Annotated in this window: 22 protein-coding genes and 1 tRNA gene; 10 read left to right on the top strand and 13 right to left on the bottom strand. The window is 68.6% G+C overall.

Annotation, left to right across the window (positions count from 1 at the left end):
• Positions 1 to 12: 12 nt before the first annotated feature.
• The 3 genes from ACIOU8_RS11465 to ACIOU8_RS11455 are packed head-to-tail and all read right to left on the bottom strand — an operon-like array spanning position 13 to position 3616.
• On the bottom strand, positions 13 to 1065 hold the full coding sequence (locus tag ACIOU8_RS11465) for an ABC transporter permease (protein ID WP_400789368.1): 1053 nt from the start codon (positions 1063 to 1065) through the stop codon (positions 13 to 15).
• On the bottom strand, positions 1062 to 2090 hold the full coding sequence (locus tag ACIOU8_RS11460) for an ABC transporter permease (protein ID WP_140036136.1): 1029 nt from the start codon (positions 2088 to 2090) through the stop codon (positions 1062 to 1064). Before ACIOU8_RS11460 ends, ACIOU8_RS11465 begins: the two co-directional genes overlap by 4 nt.
• Positions 2087 to 3616 (bottom strand): sugar ABC transporter ATP-binding protein, encoded by a 1530-nt coding sequence (locus ACIOU8_RS11455; RefSeq protein WP_400789365.1) that lies wholly within the window; start codon positions 3614 to 3616, stop codon positions 2087 to 2089. The genes ACIOU8_RS11460 and ACIOU8_RS11455 overlap by 4 nt, the downstream gene beginning before the upstream one ends.
• A 149-nt stretch (positions 3617 to 3765) precedes the next feature.
• Between ACIOU8_RS11455 and ACIOU8_RS11450 the strand changes: the two genes are divergently transcribed.
• The gene (locus tag ACIOU8_RS11450; RefSeq protein WP_140036134.1) at positions 3766 to 4773 is read left to right on the top strand and encodes a LacI family DNA-binding transcriptional regulator; all 1008 of its coding nucleotides are present in this window, start codon (positions 3766 to 3768) and stop codon (positions 4771 to 4773) included.
• A gap of 124 nt (positions 4774 to 4897) precedes the next feature.
• On the opposite strand, the gene ACIOU8_RS11445 is transcribed toward ACIOU8_RS11450, so the two are convergent.
• Positions 4898 to 5941 (bottom strand): M24 family metallopeptidase, encoded by a 1044-nt coding sequence (locus ACIOU8_RS11445; protein WP_400789362.1) that lies wholly within the window; start codon positions 5939 to 5941, stop codon positions 4898 to 4900.
• Between the two features lie 73 nt (positions 5942 to 6014).
• Between ACIOU8_RS11445 and ACIOU8_RS11440 the strand changes: the two genes are divergently transcribed.
• From ACIOU8_RS11440 to ACIOU8_RS11415, 6 genes are all read left to right on the top strand, one after another.
• Positions 6015 to 7019: a LacI family DNA-binding transcriptional regulator gene (locus ACIOU8_RS11440; RefSeq protein ID WP_400789360.1), complete on the top strand. Its 1005-nt coding sequence runs from the start codon at positions 6015 to 6017 to the stop codon at positions 7017 to 7019.
• A gap of 84 nt (positions 7020 to 7103) precedes the next feature.
• The gene (locus ACIOU8_RS11435) at positions 7104 to 8432 is read left to right on the top strand and encodes a Gfo/Idh/MocA family protein (RefSeq protein WP_400789358.1); all 1329 of its coding nucleotides are present in this window, start codon (positions 7104 to 7106) and stop codon (positions 8430 to 8432) included.
• Positions 8429 to 9346: an NAD-dependent epimerase/dehydratase family protein gene (locus tag ACIOU8_RS11430; RefSeq protein ID WP_400789356.1), complete on the top strand. Its 918-nt coding sequence runs from the start codon at positions 8429 to 8431 to the stop codon at positions 9344 to 9346. Before ACIOU8_RS11435 ends, ACIOU8_RS11430 begins: the two co-directional genes overlap by 4 nt.
• 10 nt (positions 9347 to 9356) lie before the next feature.
• On the top strand, positions 9357 to 10256 hold the full coding sequence (locus tag ACIOU8_RS11425) for a 5-dehydro-4-deoxyglucarate dehydratase (RefSeq protein WP_400789354.1): 900 nt from the start codon (positions 9357 to 9359) through the stop codon (positions 10254 to 10256).
• Entirely contained in the window at positions 10253 to 11371 is a 1119-nt protein-coding gene (locus ACIOU8_RS11420; RefSeq protein WP_400789351.1) for a mandelate racemase/muconate lactonizing enzyme family protein, read from the top strand. The genes ACIOU8_RS11425 and ACIOU8_RS11420 overlap by 4 nt, the downstream gene beginning before the upstream one ends.
• The gene (locus ACIOU8_RS11415; protein WP_400789348.1) at positions 11368 to 12810 is read left to right on the top strand and encodes an aldehyde dehydrogenase (NADP(+)); all 1443 of its coding nucleotides are present in this window, start codon (positions 11368 to 11370) and stop codon (positions 12808 to 12810) included. Before ACIOU8_RS11420 ends, ACIOU8_RS11415 begins: the two co-directional genes overlap by 4 nt.
• Before the next feature lie 124 nt (positions 12811 to 12934).
• Here ACIOU8_RS11415 and ACIOU8_RS11410 read toward each other — a convergent pair whose 3' ends face one another.
• Entirely contained in the window at positions 12935 to 15223 is a 2289-nt protein-coding gene (locus ACIOU8_RS11410) for a glycoside hydrolase family 3 C-terminal domain-containing protein (protein ID WP_400789346.1), read from the bottom strand.
• A gap of 92 nt (positions 15224 to 15315) precedes the next feature.
• Between ACIOU8_RS11410 and ACIOU8_RS11405 the strand changes: the two genes are divergently transcribed.
• On the top strand, positions 15316 to 15948 hold the full coding sequence (locus ACIOU8_RS11405; protein WP_400789344.1) for a TetR/AcrR family transcriptional regulator: 633 nt from the start codon (positions 15316 to 15318) through the stop codon (positions 15946 to 15948).
• Positions 15949 to 16000: 52 nt separating this feature from the next.
• Here the strand turns inward: ACIOU8_RS11405 and ACIOU8_RS11400 are convergent, their stop codons facing one another.
• From ACIOU8_RS11400 to serS, 4 genes are all read right to left on the bottom strand, one after another.
• Entirely contained in the window at positions 16001 to 17254 is a 1254-nt protein-coding gene (locus tag ACIOU8_RS11400; protein WP_400789342.1) for an LCP family protein, read from the bottom strand.
• Positions 17255 to 17307: 53 nt separating this feature from the next.
• Positions 17308 to 17392 (bottom strand) — tRNA-Ser (locus ACIOU8_RS11395).
• 42 nt (positions 17393 to 17434) lie between these two features.
• Positions 17435 to 18253: an HAD family hydrolase gene (locus ACIOU8_RS11390; RefSeq protein ID WP_400789339.1), complete on the bottom strand. Its 819-nt coding sequence runs from the start codon at positions 18251 to 18253 to the stop codon at positions 17435 to 17437.
• A complete protein-coding gene (gene serS, locus ACIOU8_RS11385; RefSeq protein ID WP_400789336.1) occupies positions 18250 to 19557 on the bottom strand; it encodes a serine--tRNA ligase in 1308 nt (435 codons plus the stop codon). Before serS ends, ACIOU8_RS11390 begins: the two co-directional genes overlap by 4 nt.
• Positions 19558 to 19632: 75 nt before the next feature.
• Here serS and ACIOU8_RS11380 point away from each other — a divergent pair, with 75 nt between their 5' ends.
• Complete coding sequence (locus ACIOU8_RS11380) at positions 19633 to 20631, top strand: diacylglycerol/lipid kinase family protein (protein ID WP_400789333.1); 999 nt, start codon at positions 19633 to 19635, stop codon at positions 20629 to 20631.
• A gap of 32 nt (positions 20632 to 20663) precedes the next feature.
• On the opposite strand, the gene ACIOU8_RS11375 is transcribed toward ACIOU8_RS11380, so the two are convergent.
• The 3 genes from ACIOU8_RS11375 to ACIOU8_RS11365 all read right to left on the bottom strand — a co-directional run bounded on the left by ACIOU8_RS11375 (position 20664) and on the right by ACIOU8_RS11365 (position 23189).
• A complete protein-coding gene (locus ACIOU8_RS11375) occupies positions 20664 to 21404 on the bottom strand; it encodes a hypothetical protein (RefSeq protein WP_400789330.1) in 741 nt (246 codons plus the stop codon).
• A gap of 50 nt (positions 21405 to 21454) precedes the next feature.
• Positions 21455 to 22915 (bottom strand): cardiolipin synthase, encoded by a 1461-nt coding sequence (gene cls, locus ACIOU8_RS11370; RefSeq protein ID WP_400789329.1) that lies wholly within the window; start codon positions 22913 to 22915, stop codon positions 21455 to 21457.
• Positions 22916 to 23015: 100 nt separating this feature from the next.
• Positions 23016 to 23189, bottom strand: coding sequence for a hypothetical protein (locus ACIOU8_RS11365; RefSeq protein ID WP_188042417.1), 174 nt, complete (start codon positions 23187 to 23189; stop codon positions 23016 to 23018).
• 112 nt (positions 23190 to 23301) lie between these two features.
• Between ACIOU8_RS11365 and ACIOU8_RS11360 the strand changes: the two genes are divergently transcribed.
• A complete protein-coding gene (locus ACIOU8_RS11360; protein ID WP_400789328.1) occupies positions 23302 to 24420 on the top strand; it encodes a DUF4192 family protein in 1119 nt (372 codons plus the stop codon).
• Here ACIOU8_RS11360 and lysS read toward each other — a convergent pair.
• Positions 24413 to 25939, bottom strand: a complete 1527-nt coding sequence (gene lysS, locus ACIOU8_RS11355; protein ID WP_400789326.1) for a lysine--tRNA ligase — start codon at positions 25937 to 25939, stop codon at positions 24413 to 24415. The two genes, ACIOU8_RS11360 and lysS, sit on opposite strands and share 8 nt — an antisense overlap.
• Positions 25940 to 25970: the final 31 nt, after the last annotated feature.

Genomic DNA, 25970 nt, shown 5'->3' with positions numbered 1-25970 from the left:
TGAGAGGCTGCCTCATGGTGCGGGAGAGGCCGCTACGCGCAGTGGTGGACCGGCCTTCGCTCGCACGCGCTGCACCCAGGCCAGGGCGCTGGCCGCGACGACCGAGAAGATCAGCAGCCCGCCGGTGATGATGTTGATGACGTCAGAGGTGACGCCGGCGAGACGCAGGCTGCTGCCGAGCACCCCGATGAGCAGCACCGCGGCGACGACACCGTGCAGGTGCCCCCTGCCGCCGAAGACCGACACACCGCCGAGCACGACAGCCGCGATCACCTGCAGCTCGAGCCCGGTGGCGTTGTCGCCTCGAGCACTGCCGAAGCGCAGCGTGTAGAAGATTCCGGCGAAGGCGGCGACGACACCTGAGAGCACGAACAGGATGAACTTCGTCCGCTCGACGTTCACTCCGGAGAACCGTGCGGCATCCTTCGACAACCCGATCGCGAATACGCCTCGCCCGAAGGGCGTGAAGTGCAGCAGCACCGCGAAGAGCACCAAAAAGATCAGGAACGGGATCACGATGTACGGGATCGTCGTGCCGGCGATCTTCGCCTTCGCCAGTGCTGTCCATGTCTCGGGGAAGTCGGTCACGGCGGTGGTGCCGAGCAGACCGACAGCGAGACCGCGGAACAGCGCGAGCGTGCCGATCGTGACGGCGAGCGACGGCAGACCGACGGTCGTCACCAGGAAGCCGTTGAACGCACCGCCCACGACGCCGACCACGAGTGCCGCGAGGGCGGCTACTTCGAATGGGGCACCCGACTCGGTGAGCACGCCCGTCACCACGCTGGCGAGTCCGACCATGGATCCGACCGAGAGGTCGATCTCGCCCGTGATCATCACCAGGGTCATCGGCAGTGCGATCAGCAGAATCGGCGCCACATCGAGCAGCAGGTAGTTCGCGGTGATCGGCTGAGCGAAGCCGCGGATCGACACCGCCGCGACGATGGTCACGAACACGAGCAGCGCGATGATCGCGAACTCGCGGTTGACGAAGATGCGCCGCCAGAGCGGTCGGTCGTAGTCGCGGATGACGCGGATCGACCCCGTCGTCGTGGTGGTGGTCATGATTCGTCCCTCGCCTCGATGAGCTGGCGTCTCTGTCTGACCGCGAGCACCCGGTCGAGCACGATGGCCCCGATGATCAGCACGCCGACGACGGCGCGCTGCCAGAAGTCGGGGATGCCGAGGATCGGCAGCGCGCGGTTGATGGTCATCAGGAGCATCGCGCCGATCGCCGCACCCCAGACGGTGCCGACTCCACCGGTGATAGCGATGCCGCCGATGACGGCGGCGCCGACCGCATCCAGCTCCCAGCCGCTGCCGGCCTGCGAGCTGATCGACCCGTACCGGGCGGCGTAGAAGACACCCGCAAGTCCGGCGAGCGCGCCAGAGAGCACGAATGCCGAGAGCACACGGCGGGTGACTTTGAGTCCGTAGAGCTCGGCGGCCGACGGGTCGGATCCGATCGCGTAATACTCACGGCCACTGCGGGTGTTGCGCAGATACCAGGCCGCGAGGGCGAGCACGATCACCGCGACGATCGACAGCACCGGGATGAAGAGGATCTGCTGTGTGCCGAGCGCGAGGAAGTCCTTGGGCATATCGGAGGCGTTGATGCGGTCACTGCCGGTCCACAGCACGTTGATGCCGCGGTAGGCATACAGAGTGCCGAGGGTGATCACCATCGCCGGTACCTTCGCGAACGCGACCAGCGCGCCGTTCACGAGGCCGAGGAAGGCGCCGAGCAGCACGGCCGCGATCACGACGAGAACGATCGGGATCCCGGGCACGTCGACGAACAGGCGTCCGGTCAGATATGCCGTCAGCCCCATCACCGAACCGACCGAGAGATCGACGTTCCGGGTGATGATGACGATCGCCTGGCCGACGGCGACGAGCATGAGGATCGACGGCGTGAGCAGCAGGTCGCGCCACCCGTCGGCGCTGAACAGGAAGTTGGGGTTCTTCACCGTGGCGGCGATCACGACGAGCACGAGCGCGGCGAGGATGCCGAACTCCCGTGCACGGCCGACTCCGCCGAAGGACTTCTTGGCCGCGGCGGGCGCGGGTGCCGTGGTGATGGCGCTCATGCGTGCAGCTCCGATGAGTGGGTGGCAGCGAACATGACGTTCTCGCTGGTGGCGTCGTCGCGGGAGATCTCAGCGGTGATGCGGCCTTCGCGCATGACCAGCACCCGGTCTGCCATGCCGAGGACCTCGGGCAGCTCTGACGAGATCATCAGGATTCCCAGGCCCTCGCCCGCGAGCTGCGAGAGCAGCCGGTGCACCTCGGACTTCGTACCCACGTCGATGCCTCGGGTGGGCTCGTCGATGATCAGGACGCGCGGGTCGGTGGCCAGCCACTTGGCCAGCACGACCTTCTGCTGGTTTCCGCCGGAGAGGGTGGATGCCACGGTGTCGAGCGCGTGCGTCTTGACCTCGAGGCGCGATGCCCATTCCTTCGCCGCCCGGTTCTCGATGCCGCTGGTGATCAGACCCCACTTCGAGAGCCGACGACGGATGGCGAGCGTGATGTTGCCGCCGACACCCGCGTCGATCACGAGGCCCTGCTTGCGGCGGTCTTCAGGCACGAGCGCGAGTCCGCTGCGCATCGCGGCCGACGGGCTGCGGCGCGCAACGCCTGCGCCGAGCATCCGCACCTCCCCCTCGTCGTACGGATCGACGCCGAAGACCGCGCGGGCGACCTCGGAGCGCCCGGCCCCGACGAGACCGGCGAGCGCGACGATCTCGCCCGCGCGCACGGTGAAGGAGATGTCGTGGAAGACACCGGGGCGGGTGAGTCCCGTGACCTCGAGCAGCGGCTCTCCGACGACGGCCTCCTGCTTGGGGAACAACTCGGTGACGTCGCGTCCGACCATCTGGCGGACCAGCTCGTCGACCGTCGTCTCGGCGATGGCTGTGGTGTCGATATAGGCGCCGTCGCGCATGACGGTGACGGTGTCGCACAGGTCGAACACCTCGTCGAAGCGGTGCGAGATGAAGAGGATCGCGCGGCCCTCGTCGCGCAGGCTCCGGGCGACGGCGAACAGACGGTCGACCTCGACGCCGCTGAGTGCAGCCGTCGGCTCATCCATGATCAGCACACTCGCGTCGAGGGAGATCGCCTTGGCGATCTCGATGATCTGCTGGTCGGCGATCGACAGGCCCTCGGTGATGCGATCAGGGTCGAGCGTCACGCCCAGGCGGCGGAAGATCCGGTCGACCTCGGTGCGCATCGCCTTGCGGTCGATACGACCGAGGAACCCCGTGGGCTGGCGCCCCATGAAGATGTTCTCCGTCACCGAGAGATCAGGGAACAGCGTCGGCTCCTGATAGATGACCGCGATGCCCGCGGCCTTCGACTGGGCGGTGCTGGTGAAGTCGATGTCTTCGCCGTGCAGGCGGAAGTCCCCCGAGTCGCGGCGGTAGAGACCGGCCATGATCTTCACCATCGTCGACTTGCCCGCGCCGTTCTCGCCGATGAGGGCGTGGATGGAACCCGGGCGGAGCGTCAGGCTGCCGGAGCGGAGTGCGACGACGGGGCCGAAGGACTTCACGACCCGATGCAGCTCGAGCGCGGTGGGGGGAGCGCTTCGGGCGGAGGCTGCGTCTACCACTGGCTTTCCTCTCCGTTGAGGGGGATGATGATCGGAATGAACTTACCTGAATCGATTCAAGCTCGTTTCAGGCTAGTGTATGTGATGCAGGCCTCAGGTCAACCCCCGATGCCGAAGCGTGATCCGCCCGACGACGAGAGGACAGCCGAATGCCGATCAGCATCCGCGATGTCGCCGTGCGTGCGGGCGTCTCCGTCGGCACGGTCTCGAACGTCCTCAACCGCCCGGACGAGGTTTCCAGCGACTCTGTCGAGCGCGTCACGCAGGCGATCGAAGAACTCGGCTACGTGCGCAACGACGCCGCCCGCAAGCTTCGGGCCGGCGTGAGCACGACCGTCGGATTCGTGGTGCTCGACGGACAGAACCCGTTCTACAACGATGTCGTGCGCGGCGCTGAAGACGAGGCATCGAGCCACGGCATCGCCATCCTCTATGGCAATACCGACGACGACCCGTCCCGCGAGAAGGTCTATCTCGATCTGTTCCGCGAGCAGCAGGTGCGCGGGCTGCTCATCGCCCCCTACGGCGATGTCATGACGCAGCTGCGCAAGTTCCGCGCGAGCGGTATCGCCACCGTGCTCGTCGACCGATTCAGTGCAGACAGCGGCTTCTCTTCGGTGTCGGTCGACAGCGTCGCCGGAGGGCGGCTGGCCGTCGAACACCTGATCGAGGGCGGACGACGGCGCATCGCCTTCGTCGGCGGCCCCTTCGACATGCGGCAGGTCACCGACCGCCTCGCCGGTGCTCGCGCCGCGGCCGAGAATGCGGCAGTGCATGTCGAACTCGAGGTCGTGCCGACCGCCGCGATGACCGTCGAAGAGGGTGTCGCCGCGGGCGCCCGCCTACTCACCCGCCCTCGGCGCGAATGGCCGGATGCACTGTTCGCCGCCAACGATCTGCTCGCCCTCGGGCTGCTGCAGTCACTCGTGTCCGGCGGGCGTGTGCTCGTACCGGACGAGATCGCGCTGATCGGCTTCGATGACAACCCGTTCGCCGCCGCAGCTGCGGTGCCTCTGTCCTCCATCCGCCAGCCCAGCCGGATGATCGGCCGCACCGCACTGCGGATCGTGCTCGAAGAGGCGGCCGACCCCGAGAGCATCCCGCGGCAGACCGTGTTCCCGCCCGAGCTGATCGTCCGTCGCTCGACCGGCGGCTGATCGAGGTCCGCGGCGCGCAGTCGCAGCACGACTGGCTGACCGATCCCCGGATGGCTGCTGATTGACGCCCGGATGGTTGGCCGGCCGTGATTCGAACAGCCATCCGTCCCGACGCGGCCCGGCCTCAGCTGCCGTACGCCCTCGCGACCGGACGCCGCAGGCCCGCGTACTCGACCGAGGGCCAGCGCTCGTCGACCGTGAGCACCTCCCACCCCTCGGCCGTGCGCAGCATGGTGTCTTCGACCTTGAGCCCCGACGCGGTCGGGTTCCACGCGAAGGCCTGATTCTCGACCAGCAGATCGACGGTGGATGCCGTGGCTCGCGGATCGCGCCCGGCATAGCCCGTCGGGCCTCCCTGGTGGTGCCGCCGCCATTCGTCGGCGTCGAAGCCGAAGCGCGCGTACGCCGCGATGCCCGCCTCGAACACCGCATCGAGCCGCGCACCGGGCACCGACGCGTCGAGGAATGTCCGCTCGACGCCGAGCAGCGGCTCCTCGTCGACCGACGCCCCGATCCACCTCGTGGCGTTGGCGATCAGCCCGTCGCGGCGACCGCACACCACGACCATGGCCCGATCTCCGAGCACGCCGGAGGTCGGAAGCGGATGCCGGAAGCCGCCGCGCCGCGAACCGGCGACGAGCACCACCAGTGGGTCGATTCCCCGTGCGATGAGCTCAGCGGCGATGACGGCCGCGACCGCCCTCTCGGTCTGGGCCGGGTCGACTCGACCGAACACATCGGACAGAGTCTCCGCCGTCTCACGCCCCAGCGATCGATATCTCGCGCGTTCCGCCGGCATCATCTGTGCCCTGGCGGCGCGCAGCTGAGACGCGACCGCCGCCTCCGCCGCACCCGGCCGTTCAGCGGCCGCGATGGCCGGTGGAATCCACCACGGCACCCGCACGACGCGCTCGGCATCCTCCGGCAGCAGCTCCTCGGCGATCAGCCGATCCGCTTCGTTGTCGGCGATGAAGAGCACGTCTCCATGCGCCTCCGCCCGCACCGCGAGCACCGGCGGACCCGCGAGTGACACATGCGTTCGCACGCCCTCGAGGTACCACGACACCGCCTCGTGCGACGTGAGCACGATGGCGTCAGCGCCGACCGCGTGGCGCACGCGGGTGATGCGATCCTGCTTCTCGATGCGGTCATCGGATGCTCCGGCCACGCGAACCTCCCTGTAGAACGTTTTCTCGTAGTATGACGACAGCCGCGACCGATCGCGGAACGGAGGGATGCTGATGGCACGCGAATCCACTCGCCCTGGCATCACCGATGTCGCGAAGCTCGCCGGCGTCTCGCTGTCGACCGTGTCGCGGGCGATGAACGGCAACCCGACGGTCGACCCTGCTCTCGCAGAGCGCGTGCAGAGGGCCGCCGCAGAGCTCGGATACACCGCGAACCCGGTGGCTCGGAGTCTCGTGCTCGGCCGCACCCAGACCGTCGCCGTCGTCATCCCGGATCTCGAGAACCCGACCTTCCAGGCGATCCTCCGTGGGCTCAGCCGCGCAGCGACTGCCGACGGATACCACGTGCTCGTCGCCGACTCCCGCGAGGATCTCGACGAGGAGCGCGCCCTCGCCAGAGCGACCAGACTGCGCACGGACGGCGTGGTCCTCTGCGCGCCGCGCATGTTCGAAGACGAGCTCCGACAGCTGCTCCCTGAGCTCTCCCCCGCCGTCGTCGTCAACCGCGGACCGCAGACCAGCGCTCCGGTGGTCGGTGCCGACTACGGCTCCGGCATGCGCGAGATCGTCGACCATCTGACGTCTCTGGGTCACCGTCGGCTGGTCTATCTCGCCGGAGCCACCCGCAGCGTCACGCACAGGGCTCGGCAGGATGCGATCGCCGCGGCGGTCTCCAGGGTCGCTGGGCTCGAGGTCGAGGAGATCACCGCGGGTGTCGACTTCGACAGCGGCACGGCTGTCGCCGATCAGGTGCTCGCGAGCGGAGCCACGGCGGTGATCGCCTATAACGACCTCGTCGCGATGGGGTTGCTCTCGGCGCTGACCGTGCGGCGGATCGAGGTCCCCGGCGAGCTGTCGATCGCGGGTTTCGACGACATCCCCTTCGCCGCCTACACCTCACCGCCCCTCACGACGGCCGCCGTGCCCTCGGTGGAGATCGGCGCGGCCGCATGGACCGCGATGCACGCGCAGCTCACCGGCCAAGATCCGACCCCGGCACTCACGCTGACGCCGACTCTGATCGTGCGCGGAAGCACCTCAGCCCCGCACAAGGTCTGAGGCACCGTCTCTCCTTGCTCGGCAACTGCCCCGTGCTAGGGTGAGAAAACGTTTCCTGAGAGTTCGAGATCAAGAAGGATCACGATGACGAAGACCCGTTATGCTCTTGCCGGCGCAGGCGCCCGCGCCCAGATGTACGTCGAGGGGATGCTCGGTGCGCATCGCGACCGCGCAGAACTCGTGGCGATCATCGAACCGAACCCCGTTCGCGCCGCGCACTACGCCGACCGCATCGCCGAGGCAGGGGCTGCCGCTCCCCGCCTCGCGACGCCCGACGAACTCGAGCAGGTGATCCGAGACGAGCACATCGACCGGGTCGTCATCTGCTCTCGCGACGATCTGCACGCCGAGCTCATCGTGCGTTCGCTCGAGGCGGGCGCCGATGTCGTCGTCGAGAAGCCCCTCACGATCGACGCGGCGAGCGCCGCCCGCATCGAAGACGCCGTCGAGCGCACCGGCCGCCAGGTCGTGCTGACGTTCAACTACCGCTACTCCCCCCGCAACAGTGCGCTGCGTCAGGTGATCCAGGACGGCACGATCGGGCAGGTCACCTCGGTGGACTTCTCGTGGATGCTCGACACGAACCACGGCGCCGACTACTTCCGTCGTTGGCACCGCGAGAAGAAGAACTCCGGCGGGCTGCTCGTGCACAAGTCGAGCCACCACTTCGACCTGGTCAACTGGTGGATCCGCTCGCAGCCGACCCGGGTCTTCGCCTCGGGCGGACTGCGCTTCTACGGGGCGGACAACGCCGCGAGCCGCGGCCTCGGCGATCGGCCGGCGCGCGGCACGCACGACGACGGCGACCTCTTCGAACTCGACCTCCGCACCGACGAGCGCCTCACCGCGCTGTACCTCGACGCCGAGCAGCACGACGGGTACCAGCGCGACCTCGACGTGTTCAGCGAGGGCATCACGATCGAAGACAACCTCGCTCTCGTCGTCGACTACGCCTCGGGTGCGACGATGTCGTACTCGCTGAACGCCCACTCGCCGTGGGAGGGCTACCGCGTCGCGGTCAACGGCACGCTCGGCCGGGTCGAGCTCGAGGTCGTCGAGCGCGGCGCCGTGCTGGCCGGTGAAGGGCTGCACCCGCACATCGACCCGAGCCTCTCGGGTGGCGACGGCAGCACCTCGCTGCGCCCCGAGAGTGAACGGCTGATCGTGCAACGCCACTGGGAAGCCGCCTACGAGGTGCCGATCGACGGCGGCGACGGCGGGCACGGCGGCGGTGACGAGCTGCTGCTCTCCGACGTGTTCGAAGGCCCGGGCGACGATCCGCTCTCACGCCCCGCCGACTGGACCGACGGCATCCGCTCCATCGCGGTCGGCATCGCCGGCAACCGTTCGCTCGAGACCGGACTGCCCGTGAAGGTCGACGAGCTAGGCATCGCCCTGCTCGCACGCCGATGAGGATCGTCGTCACCGGTGGGTCCGGGCGACTCGGCCGCACGCTCGTGACGGGGCTCGCGAATGCCGGGCACGAGCTCGTCTCGGTCGACCGCGAGCCCACCGCACACCTCGAACACCCCGGGATCACGCAGTTCCCCCTCGATCTGACCGATGCGGATGCCACGGCGTCGGCGCTCGCAGGCACGGGGGCCGATGCACTGATCCATCTCGCGGCGATCGCCGTGCCGTTCAGCGCGCCCGAGGACGTGATCCTGCGCACGAACGCCGCTCTCGCGCAGTCGGTGCTCGGCGGAGCGGTGCGCGCCGGCATCCACCGCATCGTCGCCGCGTCGAGCCCGACGGTGATCGGCTACGGCGCACCACGCGGCTGGACTCCCGACCGCCTCCCGCTCGACGAGTCCTCGCCCACCGAACCGTGGAACGCCTATGCCCTGTCGAAGCTGCTGATCGAGCAGACGATCGACATGCTGCAGCGGCAGACCGGGGGTGACGTGCGCTTCGCTTCGTTCCGCCCCTGCTACGTGATCGCCCCCGATGAGTGGGCGGGCGCGCCGACCCAACAGGGCCACACCGTGCTCGAACGCCTCGACGACCCCGCCCTGTCGGCGCCGGCGCTCTTCAATTACGTCGATGCCCGCGACGTCGCGGCCTTCGCCGACGCGCTGGTCGCCGCCCTCGACGACATCCCGAACGGCGAACGGTTCTTCGTCGGCGCCGACGACGCGCTCGCCCGCCGACCCCTGAGCGAACTGCTGCCGCAGTTCCACCCCGGCACCGAGGGCGCGGCTGTCGAACTCACCGGCACCACCCCCGCCTTCTCCTCCGCCAAGGCCGCCCGGCTGCTCGGCTGGCGCCCCACCCGCACCTGGCGCGATGAACTCGCCACCGCGCAGGCCACCGCATCCGTCTCCTGAAAGGCTCGACATGGACTTCGATGGAATCCTGTTCTTCCCCGTGACCCCGTTCGCCGCCGACGGCACGATCGACCACGATCTGCTCGCGGCTCACGTCGTGACCGGTGTCGAGGCCGGCGCCGGCGGGGTCTTCCCGGCCTGCGGCACCGGAGAGTTCCATGCGCTGTCGGCGAGCGAGGCCGCCGCGGTCACCCGCACCGCCGTCGCCGCGGTGGCAGGTCGAGTGCCGGTGATCGCCGGAGCCGGCGGCCCGCTGGGCCACGCGATCGAGGTGGCGAAAGCAGCGGCGGATGCAGGAGCCGACGGTCTGCTCGTGCTGCCCCCGTACCTCGTCGGCGGCACGCAGGCGGGCCTCGCGGCATACGTCGAGCAGATCGTCGACGCCGCGGATCTGCCCGTGATCATCTACCACCGCGGAAGCGCGCAGTACTCGGTCGAGACCGTGCGTCGGCTCGTCGCGAACCCGAGGGTCGTGGGCTTCAAGGACGGCACCGGCGACATCGGAGCGACGCAGGTGATCGTCCGTGCCGTCGCCGAGGAGGGTCGCGAAGACTTCGCCTTCTTCAACGGGCTGCTGACCGCCGAGCTCACACAGGGCGCGTACCGCGGCATCGGCGTCCCCCTCTACTCGTCCGCCGCCTTCGCGATGGCGCCCGACATCGCCAGCGCCTACTATCGCGCCTACGCCGACGGCGATGAGGCTCGCCGTCTGGCACTGCTCGACGGCTTCTACCGCCCCCTCGTCGAGCTGCGCGACGAGACCCCTGGTTTCGGCGTCTCCCTCATCAAGGCAGGACTGCGCCTCTCCGGTCTCGCGGTCGGATCCGTCCGCGCCCCGCTCGTCGACCCGACGCCCGCTCAGGAGGCGCGCCTCGCCGATATCCTCGCGGCAGGACGCGCACTGCTGTGACCATCATCCGGAGTCTGACGACGCGTCTGCAGCGAGTGCCGCTCACGCGTCCGTGGGCTGCCGACGTCACCTCGGTCGGTGTCATAGCGACCCACGTCGTGCGCTCCGACGGAGCCGAGGGATGGGGCTTCTCGTGGAGCCCGCAGATCGGCGCACCCGCGGTGCATGCGTTGCTCGAGCACGACATCGCGCTCGCCGCCGTGGGCCGCTCCGCCGTTCCCGGCGAGGCCTGGCAGGGCCTGTGGGAGCACCTGCACGAAGCGGGCGGCGGCGGCATCACGACGATCGCGCTGGCAGGACTCGACCTCGCCCTGTGGGATGCCGAGGCTCGATCGGCCGGCCTCTCGGTGTCGGATTCGATCGGCCGGCGGCGCGAACGCGTGCGCGGCTACGGCTCGGGCGTGAATCTGCACTACCCGCTCGACGAGCTGCTCGCCCAGGTGCAGCGCTGGATCGACGCGGGGTTCGACGCCGTGAAGATCAAGGTCGGAAAGCCCGATCTCACGGAGGACATCGAGCGCGTATCCGCCGTGCGCGAGCTGCTCGGGCCCGAACGCGGTCTGATGATCGACGCTAACCAGCGCTGGGATCTCGATAGAGCGACGACGTCGATCGATGCGCTGTCGCGCTTCGACCTCGCCTGGATAGAGGAGCCGCTGCGGGCCGACGACCTCGCCGGCCACACCGAGCTCGCCCGTCGCATCGATGTGCCGATCGCGGTCGGCGAGAACCTGCACACCGTGCATCGGTTCGAAGACTTCCTCCGGGCAGGCGCCGCGCAGATCGTGCAGCCCAACATCGTGCGGGTCGGCGGAATCACCCCTTTCCTCCGCATCGCCGAGCTCGCCGCCTCGCACGGCGTCGCGCTGCATCCTCACCTGCTGCCCGAGCTCTCGGGCCAGCTCGCGCTCACTCTGGCCGACTCCGCCGCCGAGGTGCTCGTCGAAGACGTCGAGGATGCCGGGTTCGGCGCGCTGGGCGCTCTGGCCGATCCCTCGCCCGTGACTATCTCCGACGGCTGGCTCACCGAGAACGCGCACCAGGGTCTCGGCATCCGCTTCTCCCCGGTTCTCGGGGCCACCTCCTCTCTCTCCGCTGGAAAGGACCACTCGTGACCACCTCCCCCGCAGACGTCGACGCGATCGTCCACACCGCCGCTTCCGCAGCCCCGATCTGGCGTCGCTCCTCATCGGCTGATCGGGCGGGCTGGCTGCGCGCCGCGGCCGATACGCTCGATGCCCACACCACAGAGCTCGTCGCGATCGCCGACGAGGAGACGAGGCTGGGTGCGGCCCGCCTCACGGGCGAGGTCGCCCGCACCAGCGGCCAGCTGCGTCTCTTCGCAACGGTCGTCGAAGAGGGCTCGTACCTCGAACTCACGATCGACGACGCCGACGCGACGTCCACGCCCCCTCGCCCCGAGCTGCGACGCATGCTCACCGCCCTCGGCCCCGTCGCCGTCTTCTCGGCATCGAACTTCCCGTTCGCGTTCTCGGTCGCCGGCGGCGACACGGCGTCGGCGCTGGCGGCCGGCAATCCCGTCGTCGTGAAGGCGCATTCGGGGCACCCTCGTCTGTCGGTCCGCACGGCCGAACTGGTCGCCGCGGCGCTCGAGGCGGCGGGCGCCCCCGCAGGATCCCTCGCTCTCGTCGCGGGCAGAGAGGCGGGCAACGCGCTCGTGCAGCATCCGCTGATCCGTGCCGCCGGATTCACCGGGTCGGTGTCGGGTGGGCGCGCGCTGTTCGACCTCGCCTCGGGCCGCCCCGACCCGATTCCGTTCTACGGCGAACTCGGCAGCATCAACCCGGTCGTGATCACCGCAGCCGCTGCCGCCGCTCGCACCGAGTCGCTCGCCCAGGGGCTGGTCGGATCCTTCACGCTCGGAGTCGGCCAGTTCTGCACCAAGCCGGGCGTCGTCTTCGTGCCCGGCGGAACCGGCTTCGAGGATGCCGTGGCAGCTGCAGTTGCCTCGGCATCGGGCGGGCCGCTGCTCACCGATCGCATCACCGAGGCCTTCCCGTCGGGACTCGCCCACCTCGAGAACGACCCGTCCGTCTCGGTCATCGCCCAGGGCATCGAGGTCGACGGCGTGCGACCGGTCGCGTTGGCCACGGATGCGCGCGCGGTCGCCCAGCGGCCCGACGTTCTTCTCGAGGAGTGCTTCGGACCCGTCACCCTCATCGTCAGGTACCACTCGGAGACCGATCTGCACGCGGCGCTCGACACCGTGCCCGGGAGCCTGACCGCGACCCTGCATGCCGAGCCCGGCGAGGAGCCGACCGAGACACTGGAGCTGCTGCAGGAGCGCGCCGGGCGCGTTCTGTTCGGTGGGTGGCCGACGGGCGTCGCTGTGACGTGGTCGCAGCAGCACGGCGGCCCGTGGCCGGCGACGACCTCGCTGCACACCTCGGTCGGCGCATCCGCGATCCGTCGGTTCCTGCGCCCGCTGACGTTCCAGGATGCTCCGGAGGCCCTGCTGCCGGGGGTCCTGCGCGACGCGGCCCTCGCCGGCCTGCCCCATCGTCGCAACGGCGGGCTCGCGCTTCCCGCCTGAGAGCACGCGGCACGCAGCACGCAGCACGCAGCACGCAGCACGCAGCACGATCGATCGCCGCAGTCGAGAGCGCCCTCCCCGTCGCAGGACGGAGAGGGCGCCTCGGCGTTCAGGCGGCCTACGATCAGGCCTGCGTCAGCACTCCCGCGTTCGCGCCCTCGAGCAGCTGCTCGACCTGCTCGTGCGTGACATCGACCCCGGGGAAGCCGATCAGGCGGCCGATCGGGAACGACGCCATCATCTTCTGCATCGCCTCGTCGTTCGGCATCATCGAGGCGGCCGCGGAGTCGGCCCCGGTCAGTTCTCCCAGGAATCCGCCGAGGGCTCCCATGACGATCGGCCCCGCGACAGGGTGGGCGACGACATCGCCGATCGACGAGTTCATGGTGAGTGGCAGCGAGACGACGTCTCCGTCGACCTCGACGGTCGACGACGAGCGGATGTCGCGACTCGATGCCGCGACCTCGATCGTGTACTCGCCGCTCTCGACGATCCAGCGGTCGACGCGCACATCCCAGTAGGCGAGGTCCTCGCGACGCACGACGAGCTCGACCGTGCGAGTCTCACCGGCGGCGAGCGCCACCGAGGCGAAGGCCTTGAGCTCGCGAGGCGCGCGCTGCACGACCGAGGCCACCGGGGCCGCATACACCTGCACGATCTCGCGACCGTCGCGGGCTCCGGTGTTGGTCACATCGACCCGCACGACGATGTCGCCGTGCGCGCTCGCCTCGACCGCGGCCTCGCCGTACGCGAACGTCGTGTACGAGAGACCGTGCCCGAAGGGGAAGGTGACGTCGAGGCCCTTCGCGTCGTACCAGCGGTAGCCGACCAGCACGCCCTCGCCGTAGCGGACGTGACCGAACTCGCCGGGGAAGCTGCCGAACGAGGGGTTGTCCTCCAGCCGCACCGGCACCGTCTCGGTGAGCTTGCCCGACGGGTTCACCGCGCCATAGAGCACGTCGGCGACCGCGCCGCCGCCGGCCTGCCCGAGCAGCCAGGTCTCGACGACAGCCGGCACTCGATCGGCGAACGGCAGCGCGACGACGCCGCCGTTCGAGAGCACGACCACGGTGGTGGGGTTCGCCGCGATGACGGCATCGAGCACCGCCAGCTGAGCAGCGGGCAGATCGATGTGCTCGCGGTCGAAGCCTTCAGACTCCTCGGCGGCGGGGAGGCCGAGGAACACGACGGCGACATCCGCTGCGGACGCGGCGTCGACGGCCTCGGCGCGCAGGTCGTCGGCCGAGCGACCGGATGCCGCGATGTCGCCACCCTCGACCGCGAAGCCGGCCGCATATGTGACGTTGTCCCCGCCGACGGCGCGCAGCTCGTCCAGCGCCCTGTCGACGCGGGTGGGGTTGATGAGCGAGGATCCGGCACCCTGGAAGCGCGGCTCGGTCGCGAAGGCTCCGATCACGGCGATCCGCTGCTCGACGGCGAGCGGCAGCACGTCGCCGTCGTTCTTCAGCAGCACGATCGAGCGCCCGGCCGCTTCTCGCGCGAGCGCATGGTGCCCGTCGACGTCGAGGGGTCCTGCGACGGCCGGGCGCTGCTGCGCCTTGCGGACGAGGTCGATCGCGCGGTCAGCCGCGGTGTCGAGCACGCGCTCGTCGAGGTCTCCGGCGCGCACGGCGGCAACGAGCTGCGCATCCGTCCGACCGCCCGACGACGGCATCTCCAGGTCGAGACCGGCGGCGACGCCCGCCACGCGGTCGTTCACTGCACCCCAGTCCGACACCACCACGCCGTCGAAGCCCCAGTCGTCGCGCAGCACCTGCGTGAGCAGCCACGGGTCCTCCGAGGCGTAGACGCCGTTGATGCGGTTGTACGAGCACATGACCGTCCACGGCTCGGCATCCTTGACCACGCGCTCGAAGCCGCGCAGGTAGATCTCGTGCAGCGGACGCGGGTCGACGTCGGAGCTCGCGCGCATGCGATCGAACTCCTGGTTGTTGGCGGCGAAGTGCTTGAGAGAGGTGCCGACGCCCTGCGACTGCACGCCACGCACCGAGGCCGCGCCCAGGATCCCCGAGACGATCGGGTCTTCGGAGAAGTACTCGAAGTTGCGCCCGCACAGCGGCGACCGCTTGATGTTGATGCCGGGGCCCAGCACGATGGCGACGTCTTCGATGGCTGCCTCGACACCGATGGCTGCGCCGACCCGCTCGATGATCTCGGGGTCGAACGACGAGCCGATGCCGACAGCGGGCGGGAAGCAGGTCGCGGGCACACTGCTCGAGAGACCGAGGTGATCCGTGCCGCCTGCCTGCTTGCGCAGGCCATGAGGGCCGTCGGTCATCATGATCGACGGCAGGTCGACGCGATCGATGGCCTTCGTCGTCCAGAAGTCGGAGCCGCTCGTGAGCGATGCCTTCTCCTCGAGGGTGAGATCGGATGCCGATGTATCGGTCATGGTGTTCCTTTCGCGGCGACGTCTGTGTCTTGCGAAAACTATATGCCAGTAAGTATTGGATCTCAAACGTTGTTCAGGATTACTCTCGAGGGATGGCACGACGAGGTTCATACGCGAAGGGCGTCGCCAGACGCGAGGAGATCCTCGAGAGCGCTCTCGACGTGATCGGCCGAAAGGGCTACCAGAACGCCTCGCTCAAGCAGATCGCCGAGCTGGTCGGCGTCACTCCCGCCGCTCTCCTGCACTACTTCGGCAGCAAGGAGGAGCTCTTCACCGAAGTGCTGCGCAAGCGCGACGAACACGACGGCATGCTGCCACACGCGCCGAATCCGGCCGATGCCAAATCGGCGTTCATCGACGTCATCCGCCACAACACCGAGGTGCCAGGCGTCGTCGAGTTGTTCTCCCGCCTCTCGGTCGACGCGGTCGACCCCGCGCATCCGGCTCATCAGTACTTTCTCGAGCGCAGCGAGCGACTCCGCGAGAGCATCACGCACTCCTTCGCCCATGACGACGCCCAGGACGCCGCCCACCGAGCGGCGCTCGACCCGGACACCATGGCGCGCGTGATCCAGGCGGTCGCCGACGGGTTGCAGCTGCAGTGGATGATCGACCGCTCGGTCGACATGCCGGGCATCATCGCCGCCCTCATGGATGTGCTCTACCCGACGACCGTTCAGCCGGAGACGCCCCGCGCTGAACGCGAAGAACCGTCCTCACCCTGACCGGCGGGAGGGGTGGTTCTGCGGGATGTCTCGCGCGGTCAGCGTGAGAACGTCAGCGCACGTTGCCGTTCGAGCAGGTCTGCTGCGCGGCCGAGTTGCCCTTGATCGTGTCCGGCAGCGCCACCACGTTCTCGGGGGTCGCCGCGGGGTCGGGCGTCGCCGCCTCCCCTCCCGCTTCCGCGGGTGCCTGCGTGGCAGGATCCGTCACGACGACTCCGTCGTTCTCCGTGTTCTGATGCGTGACCTGCAGCTGGGCGTTCTCGTTGATCGCAGTCCACATCGCCTCGGCGGATTCCTTGTCCGGCACGACGCGGTTGGGGTCGGCCGGGTCGGCGAACGTCGGGTACTGCAGGAAGACGATGTCCTCGAACGGAACTGACTTCACCGCGAGCGCGATCTGGACGATCTTCATCGGGTCTGCGAGCGAGGTGCTCGCCTCGACATTGTCGAGACCGGTGGTCGCGAGCTTGAGCATCATCGGGACGTTGCCGAGCGTCTCGCCGCTGATGAGCTTGCGAGCGAGACTCGACATGTACTGCTGCTGGTTGCCGATGCGTCCGAGGTCGCTGCCGTCGCCGACACCGTGTCGGGTGCGCAGGAACTGCAGAGCCGTGATCCCCTCGATGACGTGGGTTCCGGCCGCGAGGTCGAGACCCGTATGACGGTCCTTGATCGGAGACGCGAGGCACACCTCGACGCCGCCGATCGCATTCGTGATCTCGATCACGCCGCCGAAGGTGACCGACGCCGCGAACTGGATCTCCTGATCGGTGAGGTCCGAGACGGTCTTCGCGACGCAGTTGAGTCCGCCGTCGGTGTACGCGGTGTTGATCTGCTGCTTGCTCATCGCGGAGTGCACGTCGCCCTCAGCGTCCTCGCACTCGGGAATCGGGACCATCATGTCCCGGGGCAGGCTGACCACGGTGATGCGTCGGGGCTCCTCCGACACGTGCAGGAGGAGATTGACATCATTGAGCGTGCCTTCGGAATCCGCGCCGGTGCAGCGCTCTCCGAAGTACTGCGCGTAAGCCTCTTCGCACGTGTCGACACCGGTGAGGAGCATGTTGAATCCGCCCTCGTACTCGCTGATGTCGGGCGGCAGCTGCTCAGTGCTGTCCAGCTCGACCGCGTTGGCCGAGACCGTGCTCGAGAGGTCGTAGACGATGTACGAGACGACGCCGAAGCCGCTCACCAGGACGACCGCGAGGCCGATCGCGATGAACGTCAGAAGCTGGCTGACGGGGCCAGGCGAGTGGAGCTGCCCGTGTCGCGCGATGGTGCGACGGCGTCGGGTGTGAAGACTCACTCGGGACCTTTCGGTTCAGCGTGCGGTGCGGGGGGACACCGTTCCCTGGAATGCGGAGGGTGTGGGATTCGAACCCACGAGACATCTCTGCCCACTGGTTTTCAAGACCAGCTCCATCGGCCGCTCGGACAACCCTCCCGACAGACGAATCTGCCGACAAGCCGTGAGTCTAGCCGAGTTCTATTCTCTCGCGCTGACCTGGGCGGCTGCTGGAAGCGTGTCGAGGGCCATCGCCAGGCCGCCGTCCTCGACGTCACCCGTGACCTCACCCGCGGCATCCTTGACCTCGGAGGGCGCCTGCCCCATGGCGACGGCGCGGCCGTCGAGCCCCAGCGCCCACCCGAACATGCCGATGTCGTTGCGTCCGTCGCCGGCCACGAAGACCTGCCCGCGCTCGAAGCCCAGCTCGGTGCGCACGCGCTCGAGCGCCGTGCCTTTGTCCACGCCCTGCGGCGCGATGTCGAGCCACGCCGTCCAGCCGATCGCATACGAGACCTCGTTGAGTCCTGCGTCCGCGACGAGGCGGTGGAAGTCCTCCTCGTCGTGCCCCGGTGACACGACGACGACACGAGAGACCGGCTCGGCGACCAGTTCCTCGAAGCCGACCTGTCGTCCGCCGTCGAGCGTCCAGTCGTCCAGATGCTCGGTGTAGAGCCTCAGTCCCGAGCCGAGCTCGACCATGTAGCGAGCCTCAGGCAGGCGCTCACGCAGAAGAGCGAGCACGGGAGACGGATCGAACGTCTCGATGTGCCACCGCTCCCACTCGTCGCCCACCCGACGCATGGTCACCGCTCCGTTCGAGCACACCACGAACTGCGGGGTCAGTTCGAGCTGCTCGACCCAGCGGCGCGTGGCCATCCAACTGCGCCCGGTCGCGATCGTCACCTCATGACCGGCGTCCCGCAGCCGTGCGACGGCCTCGGGCACGCCGGGGCTCATCGTCTCGTCCTGCAGGATGATCGTGCCGTCGACGTCGAGCCCGATGAGCCAGGGACTCACGCCCGGGCTCCCTGGGCCTGTCGAGGGGTCGGCTCCAGAACCTCGAGCCCGCCGAGATACGGCCGCAGCACCTCGGGCACGCGCACTGAGCCGTCGGCCTGCTGATGCGTCTCGAGCAGCGCGACGATCCATCGGGTCGTGGCGAGAGTGCCGTTGAGCGTCGCCACGGGCTGCGTCTTCGCGGTCTGGCCCTCGTGAGCCTCTGGCCGGTGTCGGATGTCGAGGCGGCGCGCCTGATACGTCGTGCAGTTCGAGGTCGAGGTGAGCTCGCGGAAGGCGCCCTGCGTCGGCACCCACGCCTCGATGTCGTACTTGCGCGCCGCGCTCGATCCGAGATCACCCGCGGCGACGTCGATCACGCGATAGGCGAGGCCGAGCGAGGTCAGCATCTCCTCCTGCAGCGCGACGAGGCGCAGGTGCTCCGCCTCGGCATCCTCCGGGTTCGTGTAGACGAACATCTCGAGCTTGTTGAACTGGTGCACCCGGATGATGCCGCGGGTGTCCTTGCCGTGAGAGCCCGCCTCGCGGCGATAGCAGGTCGACCAGCCGGCGTACCGCAGCGCGCCCTCGCCCAGATCGATGATCTCGTCCTTGTGGTATCCGGCGAGCGCGACCTCGCTGGTGCCCACGAGATACAGATCGTCGTCCTTGTCGAGGTGGTAGACCTCGTCGGCGTGCTCGCCGAGGAATCCGGTGCCCTGCATGATCTCCGGCCGCACCAGAGTGGGCGTGATCAGCGGGATGAAATCGTTCTGCAGCGCCTTGTCGAGCGCGAGGTTCATGAGCGCGATCTCGAGTCGCGCTCCGATGCCACGGAGGAAGTAGAAGCGAGCGCCCGACACCTTGGCGCCTCGCTCCATGTCGATCGCGCCGAGGATCTCGCCGAGCTCGAGGTGATCGCGCGGCTCGAAGTCGAACGCGGGCACCTCGCCGACTCGGCGCAGCTCGACGAAGTCGGCCTCGCCGCCGGCGGGGACGCCGTCGATGACGACGTTCTCGATGCGTGCGAGAGCAGCGGCCAGGGTCTCTGCGGCCTCGTTCGCCGCCTGCTGCGCCTGCTTGACCCGCTCGGCGAGGTCCTTGACCTGCGCGACGAGTGCCGCCTTCTCCTCCTTGGGGGCCTTCGCGACCTGCTTGCCGAACGCGTTCTGCTCGGCCCTCAGCTCTTCGAACGCGGCGAGCGCCGCCCGACGCGATCGGTCTGCCTCGAGTGCGATGTCGACGGTGCCCTGGTCGTTGCCACGGGCGGCCTGAGAACGGCGGACGATCTCCGGATTGTCGCGGAGGAGTGCGAGGTCGATCATCCACCAAGTCTATGGTGCGTCCCGGGCGCGTCAGCCGCGGTCAGGCGCCGCCGACGCCCGGGTTAGAGTAGCGCCATGACGAAGAGCGCCCCCGCCAGGCGACAGGCGGCGCTCGTGTACAACCCCATCAAAGTCGACGAGAAGCATCTGCGGGCCAGGGTCCGAGCTCTCTCGCGCGAGGCCGGGTGGGAGCATCCGGCCTTCTACCCGACCACGATCGAAGACCCTGGTCAGGGTGCGACGGCCCAGGCCCTCGCACGGGCCGTGGACGTCGTGCTCGTGGCGGGCGGAGACGGCACGGTGCGTGCGGTCTCCGAAGCCATCGCGAACACCGGGGTGCCGCTCGCGATCCTGCCGAGCGGCACCGGCAACCTGCTGGCGCGCAACCTGGGGCTCCCGCTCGCCGACCCCGACGAGATGATCCGCGCGGCGCTCGGCGAGTTCCGCCACGCGATCGACATCGGCTGGGCACGTCTGACGAGGGAGAACGGCGAGCACGAGGAACATGCGTACGTCGTTCTCGCGGGTGTCGGGCTGGATGCCGACATGATCGCCAACACCCGCGCCGACCTGAAGAAGTCGGTCGGGTGGATCGCCTACGTCGACGGAGCCGCGAGGTCGCTCGTGAGCGCCGAGCCGTTCCGCTCGGTGTTCCAGATCGACGACGGACGCCTGCACTCGACCAAGGTGCACAGCATCCTGTTCGCGAACTGCGGCACTCTGCCGGCGGGTATCTCTCTGATCCCCGACGCCTCCATCACCGACGGCGTCCTCGATGTCGCCGTGATCCAACCCACCGGCATGTGGGGCTGGCTCGGGGTCTGGCGCAAGATCTGGTGGGACAACTCCGTGCTGCGACGCTCGCGCGCGGGCCGCCGGGTGCTCGAGCGTCGCGGCCGCGATGCGTCGGTGCACTACTTCCGCGGAACCGCCGCCGAGGCAGCCGTGACATCGCCCACCTCGATCGAGCTCGACGGCGATGAGTTCGGCAGCGCCGTGCGCGTCACCTGCCGTGTGGACCCCGGTGCGCTCCTGCTGGCTCTTCCTGCCGACCACCCGGTCGCATCGCTCTGACTCCAGCGGACGTGCGCTCTCCGAAGGCTGCGTCAGCCCCGCACGTCGACCGTGCCGTCGAGGCCGCCGCCGACGAGCGTGAGCGTGAAGGCGTCGTCATCGACGGCGTCTTCCCCGAACTCGAGGATCGTCGCACGCGGAGCCATGTCCATGGTGCACACCTGATCGTCGTCGGTCGCGAAGGTCGCCGTGCCCGAGGCGCCCGACCCCTCGAGGTCCTCGACGACGGGGGCGCAGCTCGACGACCCCCAGGTGAGCAGCACCAGCGAGCCGTCGTCGAACCACCCGGCGCTCGGGGCGTACTCGGTCGATGAGCCAGGGGTGCCGGTGAACGACGGGTCGCCGTCGAGGTCGACGTCGTCGACGAGATCGCCGTAGGTCACCTGCAGGGTGATCTCCTTGGTCGGGTCGACCCCTTCCGGCAGCGCCCCGACGCTCGCACGGGACGTCAGATCGGCCGTGCAGGCCTTCTCGCCGTCTCCCTCGGATTCCGGCTCGACGAGTGTCACCGACACGGTCTGTCCTTCGGCCGACACCGTGTCGACCTGCGGAACACAGGTCGAGGAACCCCAGGTCACGAGGGCGAACATGCGGCCCTCGTCGAGCAGCGTGCCCTCGACGTCATCCGAGTCGTCGGTGCTCTGACCGGGCCCGCTCGACGGGTTCGAGGTCGACTCCGGCGCGGTGGCGCCAGGACCGATCGTGCACCCGGCGATCAGCAGCACGGCGGCCAGGGACGAGAGTGCAGCGACGACACGCGACGGCGATTCCATGCACACAGGGTACCGGCCACGATCTCTCGAGGACACCCCGTCCTGCCGCTCTATTGCAGCGCAGAGGTGAGGCGCGCGAGGTTGTCGAGGACGGTCGAACGCAGAGGCTGCTGCATCCATTCTTCGAGAGTCAGCTCCCTGCTGAGCGAGCGGTAGACGTCTTCGACCTCGCGCATCTCGGCGACGAACTCCTCGCCCCGCACCAGCATCGACACCTCGAGGTTCAGACCGAACGAGCGCATATCCATGTTGCTCGACCCGATCACGGCGACCTGGTCGTCGATCGTGAGGCTCTTGGTGTGCAGGATGTACGGCCGACGGTACATCCAGATCCGCACTCCGGCCTTGAGCAGCGCCTCGTAATAGCTGCGCTGCGCGTGATAGACCATCGCCTGGTCGCCCTCTTCGGAGACGAACAGCTCGACCACGACGCCGCGGTCTACCGCGGCGGTGACGGCGAGCAGCAGCGCTTCGTCCGGGACGAAGTACGGGCTGACGATCATGATCTTCTCTTTGGCCGCATAGAGCAGCCCGAGGAAGAGACGCAGGTTGTTCTCGACTTCGAACCCGGGTCCTGACGGCACGACCTGGCAGTCGAGGTCTCCCGATCCCGTCTCGGCGTGCGAGATGTCGATCTCCTGCAGCACCTCGTCGGTCTCGCTGTACCAGTCGCTGAGGAAGATGGCGTTCACGCTCAGCACGACAGGTCCGTCGATGCGGACCATGAGGTCGACCCAGTGCAGCCCGCGCTTGATGTTCTTGGGAAGGTTGTAGGTCGAGTCCGTGACGTTCTGCGACCCGAGGAACGCCACCTTGCCGTCGACGACGACGAGTTTGCGGTGGTTGCGCAGATCGGGACGCTGCATGCGCCCCTTCAGCGGCTGCACCGGGAGCATCAGATGCCAGTTCGCTCCCATGTCGTTGAGCCGCTTGACGGTCTGCCGATACTTCGGCTTCCATCTGTTCGCCCAGTGGTCGAGCAGCACGCGCACGTGCACGCCGCGCGCCGCAACCTCTTCCATCGCGCGGAAGAAGTTGTCCGTCGAGGCATCGGCCTGGAGGATGTAGAACTCGACGTGGACGTAGTCCTCGGCCTTGCGGATCTCGTCGGCCATCGCGTCGAGCGAGTCCTGATAGTCCGCGATCAGATGCGCGCCGTTGTCTCCCGAGATCGGCAGAGCGCCGAGCCTGTGGTTCATCTCGACGAGCGGGGGAAACCAGTTCGGCGCATCCGGTCGCAGGGTGCCGAAGTGCAGGTGTTCGCTCGTCTCGGCGATGTACTCGTTGATCTGATCCTGCTTGCGCCGCCGGGCCCGGGGCAGTCGGGGGTTTCCGATGAGCAGGAAGAGGAAGACACCGATGAACGGGATGAAGAAGACGGCGAGGAGCCACGCCATCGCCGCGGTGGGGCGCCGGTTTCGCGGGATCACGATGATCGCCGTGATGCGGATCGTCAGGTCGAGGGCGATCAGGAACGCCGCGGTCCACCAAGCCCAGATCTCGGGCGTCATCCCTCGTCCTCTCGGCCGGTCGGCACTGCGACGCCGGTCGCGTCAGTGGGCACCGACGACGGTGCGCTGGCTACACAGTAGCCGATGGTGCCGACGCTGCTCAGGAGCGCGGCGGCAGACCGCGCGCGGCCCGCTCCTCGGCCTCGATCCGTGCGTGCACCCTGCGTTCGGTGCGATCGAACCGCAGGATTCCGCGGAGCACGAAGAAGAACACGACGCTCACCCCGATGGTCGGGATGATCGACCATGCGGCTGCGAGCCAGAAGTTCTCCATGACTCCATGGTACGCGACCCACTACTCCTCCACACTCGAGGATCCGAAGCGGATCGACCATCGAGGCTGTGGAATCGGACCGCGACTTCTGTCGTCCGATGAGACTCGCCGGATGACAACACTGCTCCGTGCTTCCGGCTCCGCTGAGTTCCTCAGCATCGTCCCCTCCCTCGCGGGCTTCACCCCGACCGAGAGCCTCGTCCTACTGCCCTTCCGAGGCACCCGCACGTACGGTGCGATGAGGCTCGACCTCCCGCGTGACGACGTCGAACTCGAGGACTACGCGGATGCCGCGGTCGGTCTGGTCGCGAGGGTCGAGCGAACGGATGCGGTCGCCCTCGTCGTCTACACGGACGACGCGGTGCAGCAGACGCGAGACGGGCTCGTCCTGCCGTTCGCCGTAGAGGTCGACGAACTCCTCGGACGGGCTGAGGACGCCGGCCTGCGCATCGTCGACGCGCTCTGCGTGACCTCTGACGGCTGGTCGAGCTACCTCGACGGCGACCCGCAGCTCCGCGCTCTCGATCGCGCGGCCCCCGAGGTGCCCGGAGTCGGCGACGTGTCGGGCGATCAGCTGTCCGGTGCCGTTCTGCCGGCGGCAGGCTTCGCAGACAAGGAGCGGGTGGGGCGAGCGCTGCGCGACGTCACCGACCTCCTCGCGCGCGGCGGAAAGCCGGGGCCGACGGGCACCGAGAATCCCCAGGCGATCGCTGCGCTCGTGCTTCTCGAAGACATCCCGGCGTTCTTCGAAGCCGTGCTCGCATCGCCCGACGACCTGCCGCCCTTCGCCACCGCCGCACTCCTCTGGTGCCTCGAGCGACCGCTCTTCAGAGATGTCGCCCTGACTCAGTGGGCCTCGGATGTCCGCGGCGGCGAACGCACACTCGAGGCGCAGCTCACCTTCGCCGACTCAGGCTCGACCGTGCCCGACGACCTCGGCGAGGTGTTCCTCGGTCGGGGGCCCACACCCGATCCGGAGCGGCTCGGCGTCGCCCTCTCACTCGTGCGCACGGCGGCAGCGCTTGCGCCTCGGGCGACGAGACCCGCACCGCTCACTGCTGCCGCGTGGCTCTCGTGGGCTCTCGGCCGATCGAGTCACGCCGCACAGTACCTCGATCTCGTGCGCGCGATCGATCCCGAGTACGGCCTCGCCGCCCTGCTCGAGACGATGATCAGCGGGGCGATGCTGCCGGAGTGGGCGTTCAGACGTGGCGAGGCACCCGCTACTTGACGAGCGGGAACAGGATGGTCTCGCGAATGCCGAGCCCCGTGATCGCCATCAGCAGGCGATCGATCCCCATGCCCATCCCACCGGACGGCGGCATACCGTGCTCGAGTGCCCGCAGGAACTCCTCATCGACGGGCATGGCCTCGACGTCGCCTCGCGCGGCGAGCTTCGCCTGTTCCACGAAGCGTTCGCGCTGGATGACAGGGTCGACCAGCTCGGAGTACCCGGTCGCCAGCTCGAAGCCTCGGATGTACAGATCCCACTTCTCCACCACGCCCTCGATCGAGCGGTGCTCGCGCACCAGGGGGGAGGTGTCGAGGGGGAAATCCATCACGAAGGTGGGGCGCACGAGGTCGCCCTTCACGAAGTGCTCCCACAGTTCTTCGACGAGCTTGCCGTGCGTCGCCTGAGCGGGCAGGTCGACACCGTTCGCCTCGGCGAAGGCGATCAGGTCCTCGACCGAATCGCTCGGGGTGATCGTGCGACCCGAGGCCGCCGACAGCGACTCGTACATCGAGATGCGATCCCATTCGCCGCCGAGGTCATACTCGGTGCCGTCGGCCCAGGTCACGGTGGTCGAACCCGCCACAGCGATCGCCGCCTGCTGCACGAGCTCCTGGGTCAGAGCGGCCATCTGGTTGTAGTCGCCGTAGGCCTGGTAGGCCTCGAGCATCGCGAACTCCGGGCTGTGCGTCGAGTCGGCACCCTCATTGCGGAAGTTGCGGTTGATCTCGTACACCCGCTCGATGCCCCCGACGACCGCGCGCTTGAGATACAGCTCGGGCGCGATGCGCAGGTAGAGCTCGGTGTCGAAGGCGTTGGAGTGCGTGACGAACGGGCGGGCGGATGCTCCACCGTGCTGCACCTGCAGCATGGGCGTCTCGACTTCGAGATAGTCGTGGCTGCCGAACGTCGCCCGGAGGCTCGCGTTGACCGCGGCACGGGCGCGCACGGTGGTGCGCGCCTGCTCACGGACGATCAGATCGAGGTAGCGGCTGCGCACACGCCCCTCCTCGCTGAGCTCGGAGTAGGCGTTCGGCAGCGGCAGGATCGCCTTCGACGCGATCGCCCACGCGTCGGCCATGATCGACAGCTCGCCTCGGCGGCTGGAGATCACCTCTCCGTGCACGAACACGTGATCACCGAGGTCGACGTATTCCTTCCAGTCGGCGAGCGACTCCTCGCCCACGTTGGCGAGCGAGATCATCGCCTGGATGCGCGAGCCGTCGCCGGCCTGCAGCGTGGCGAAGCACAGCTTGCCGGTGTTGCGACTGAAGACCACGCGACCCGCGACGCCGACGAGCACGCCCGTCTCGGCGCCGGCTTCGAGCTCGCCGTACTCGGCGCGCAGCGCCGGGATCTGGTGTGTCACGGGCACGCTGACCGGGAAGGCTCCCCCGCCGGCGTCCGCTCGGTTCGCGACCAGACGCTCGCGCTTGGCCAGGCGCACGGCCTTCTGCTCGTGCACGTCTTCTTCGGTGGCGGCGGTGGTCGTGTCGGGCGCGGCAGACGCGTCAGTCATTCGGGGCTCCTTGAAAAGTCGTGTCCAGTTT

This window comes from Microbacterium sp. NPDC087589, from assembly GCF_044743635.1.
Taxonomy (GTDB): Bacteria; Actinomycetota; Actinomycetes; order Actinomycetales; family Microbacteriaceae; genus Microbacterium.
The sequence above is the reverse complement of the archived record's forward strand: the minus strand, read 5'-3'. Positions and strand labels throughout refer to the sequence as shown.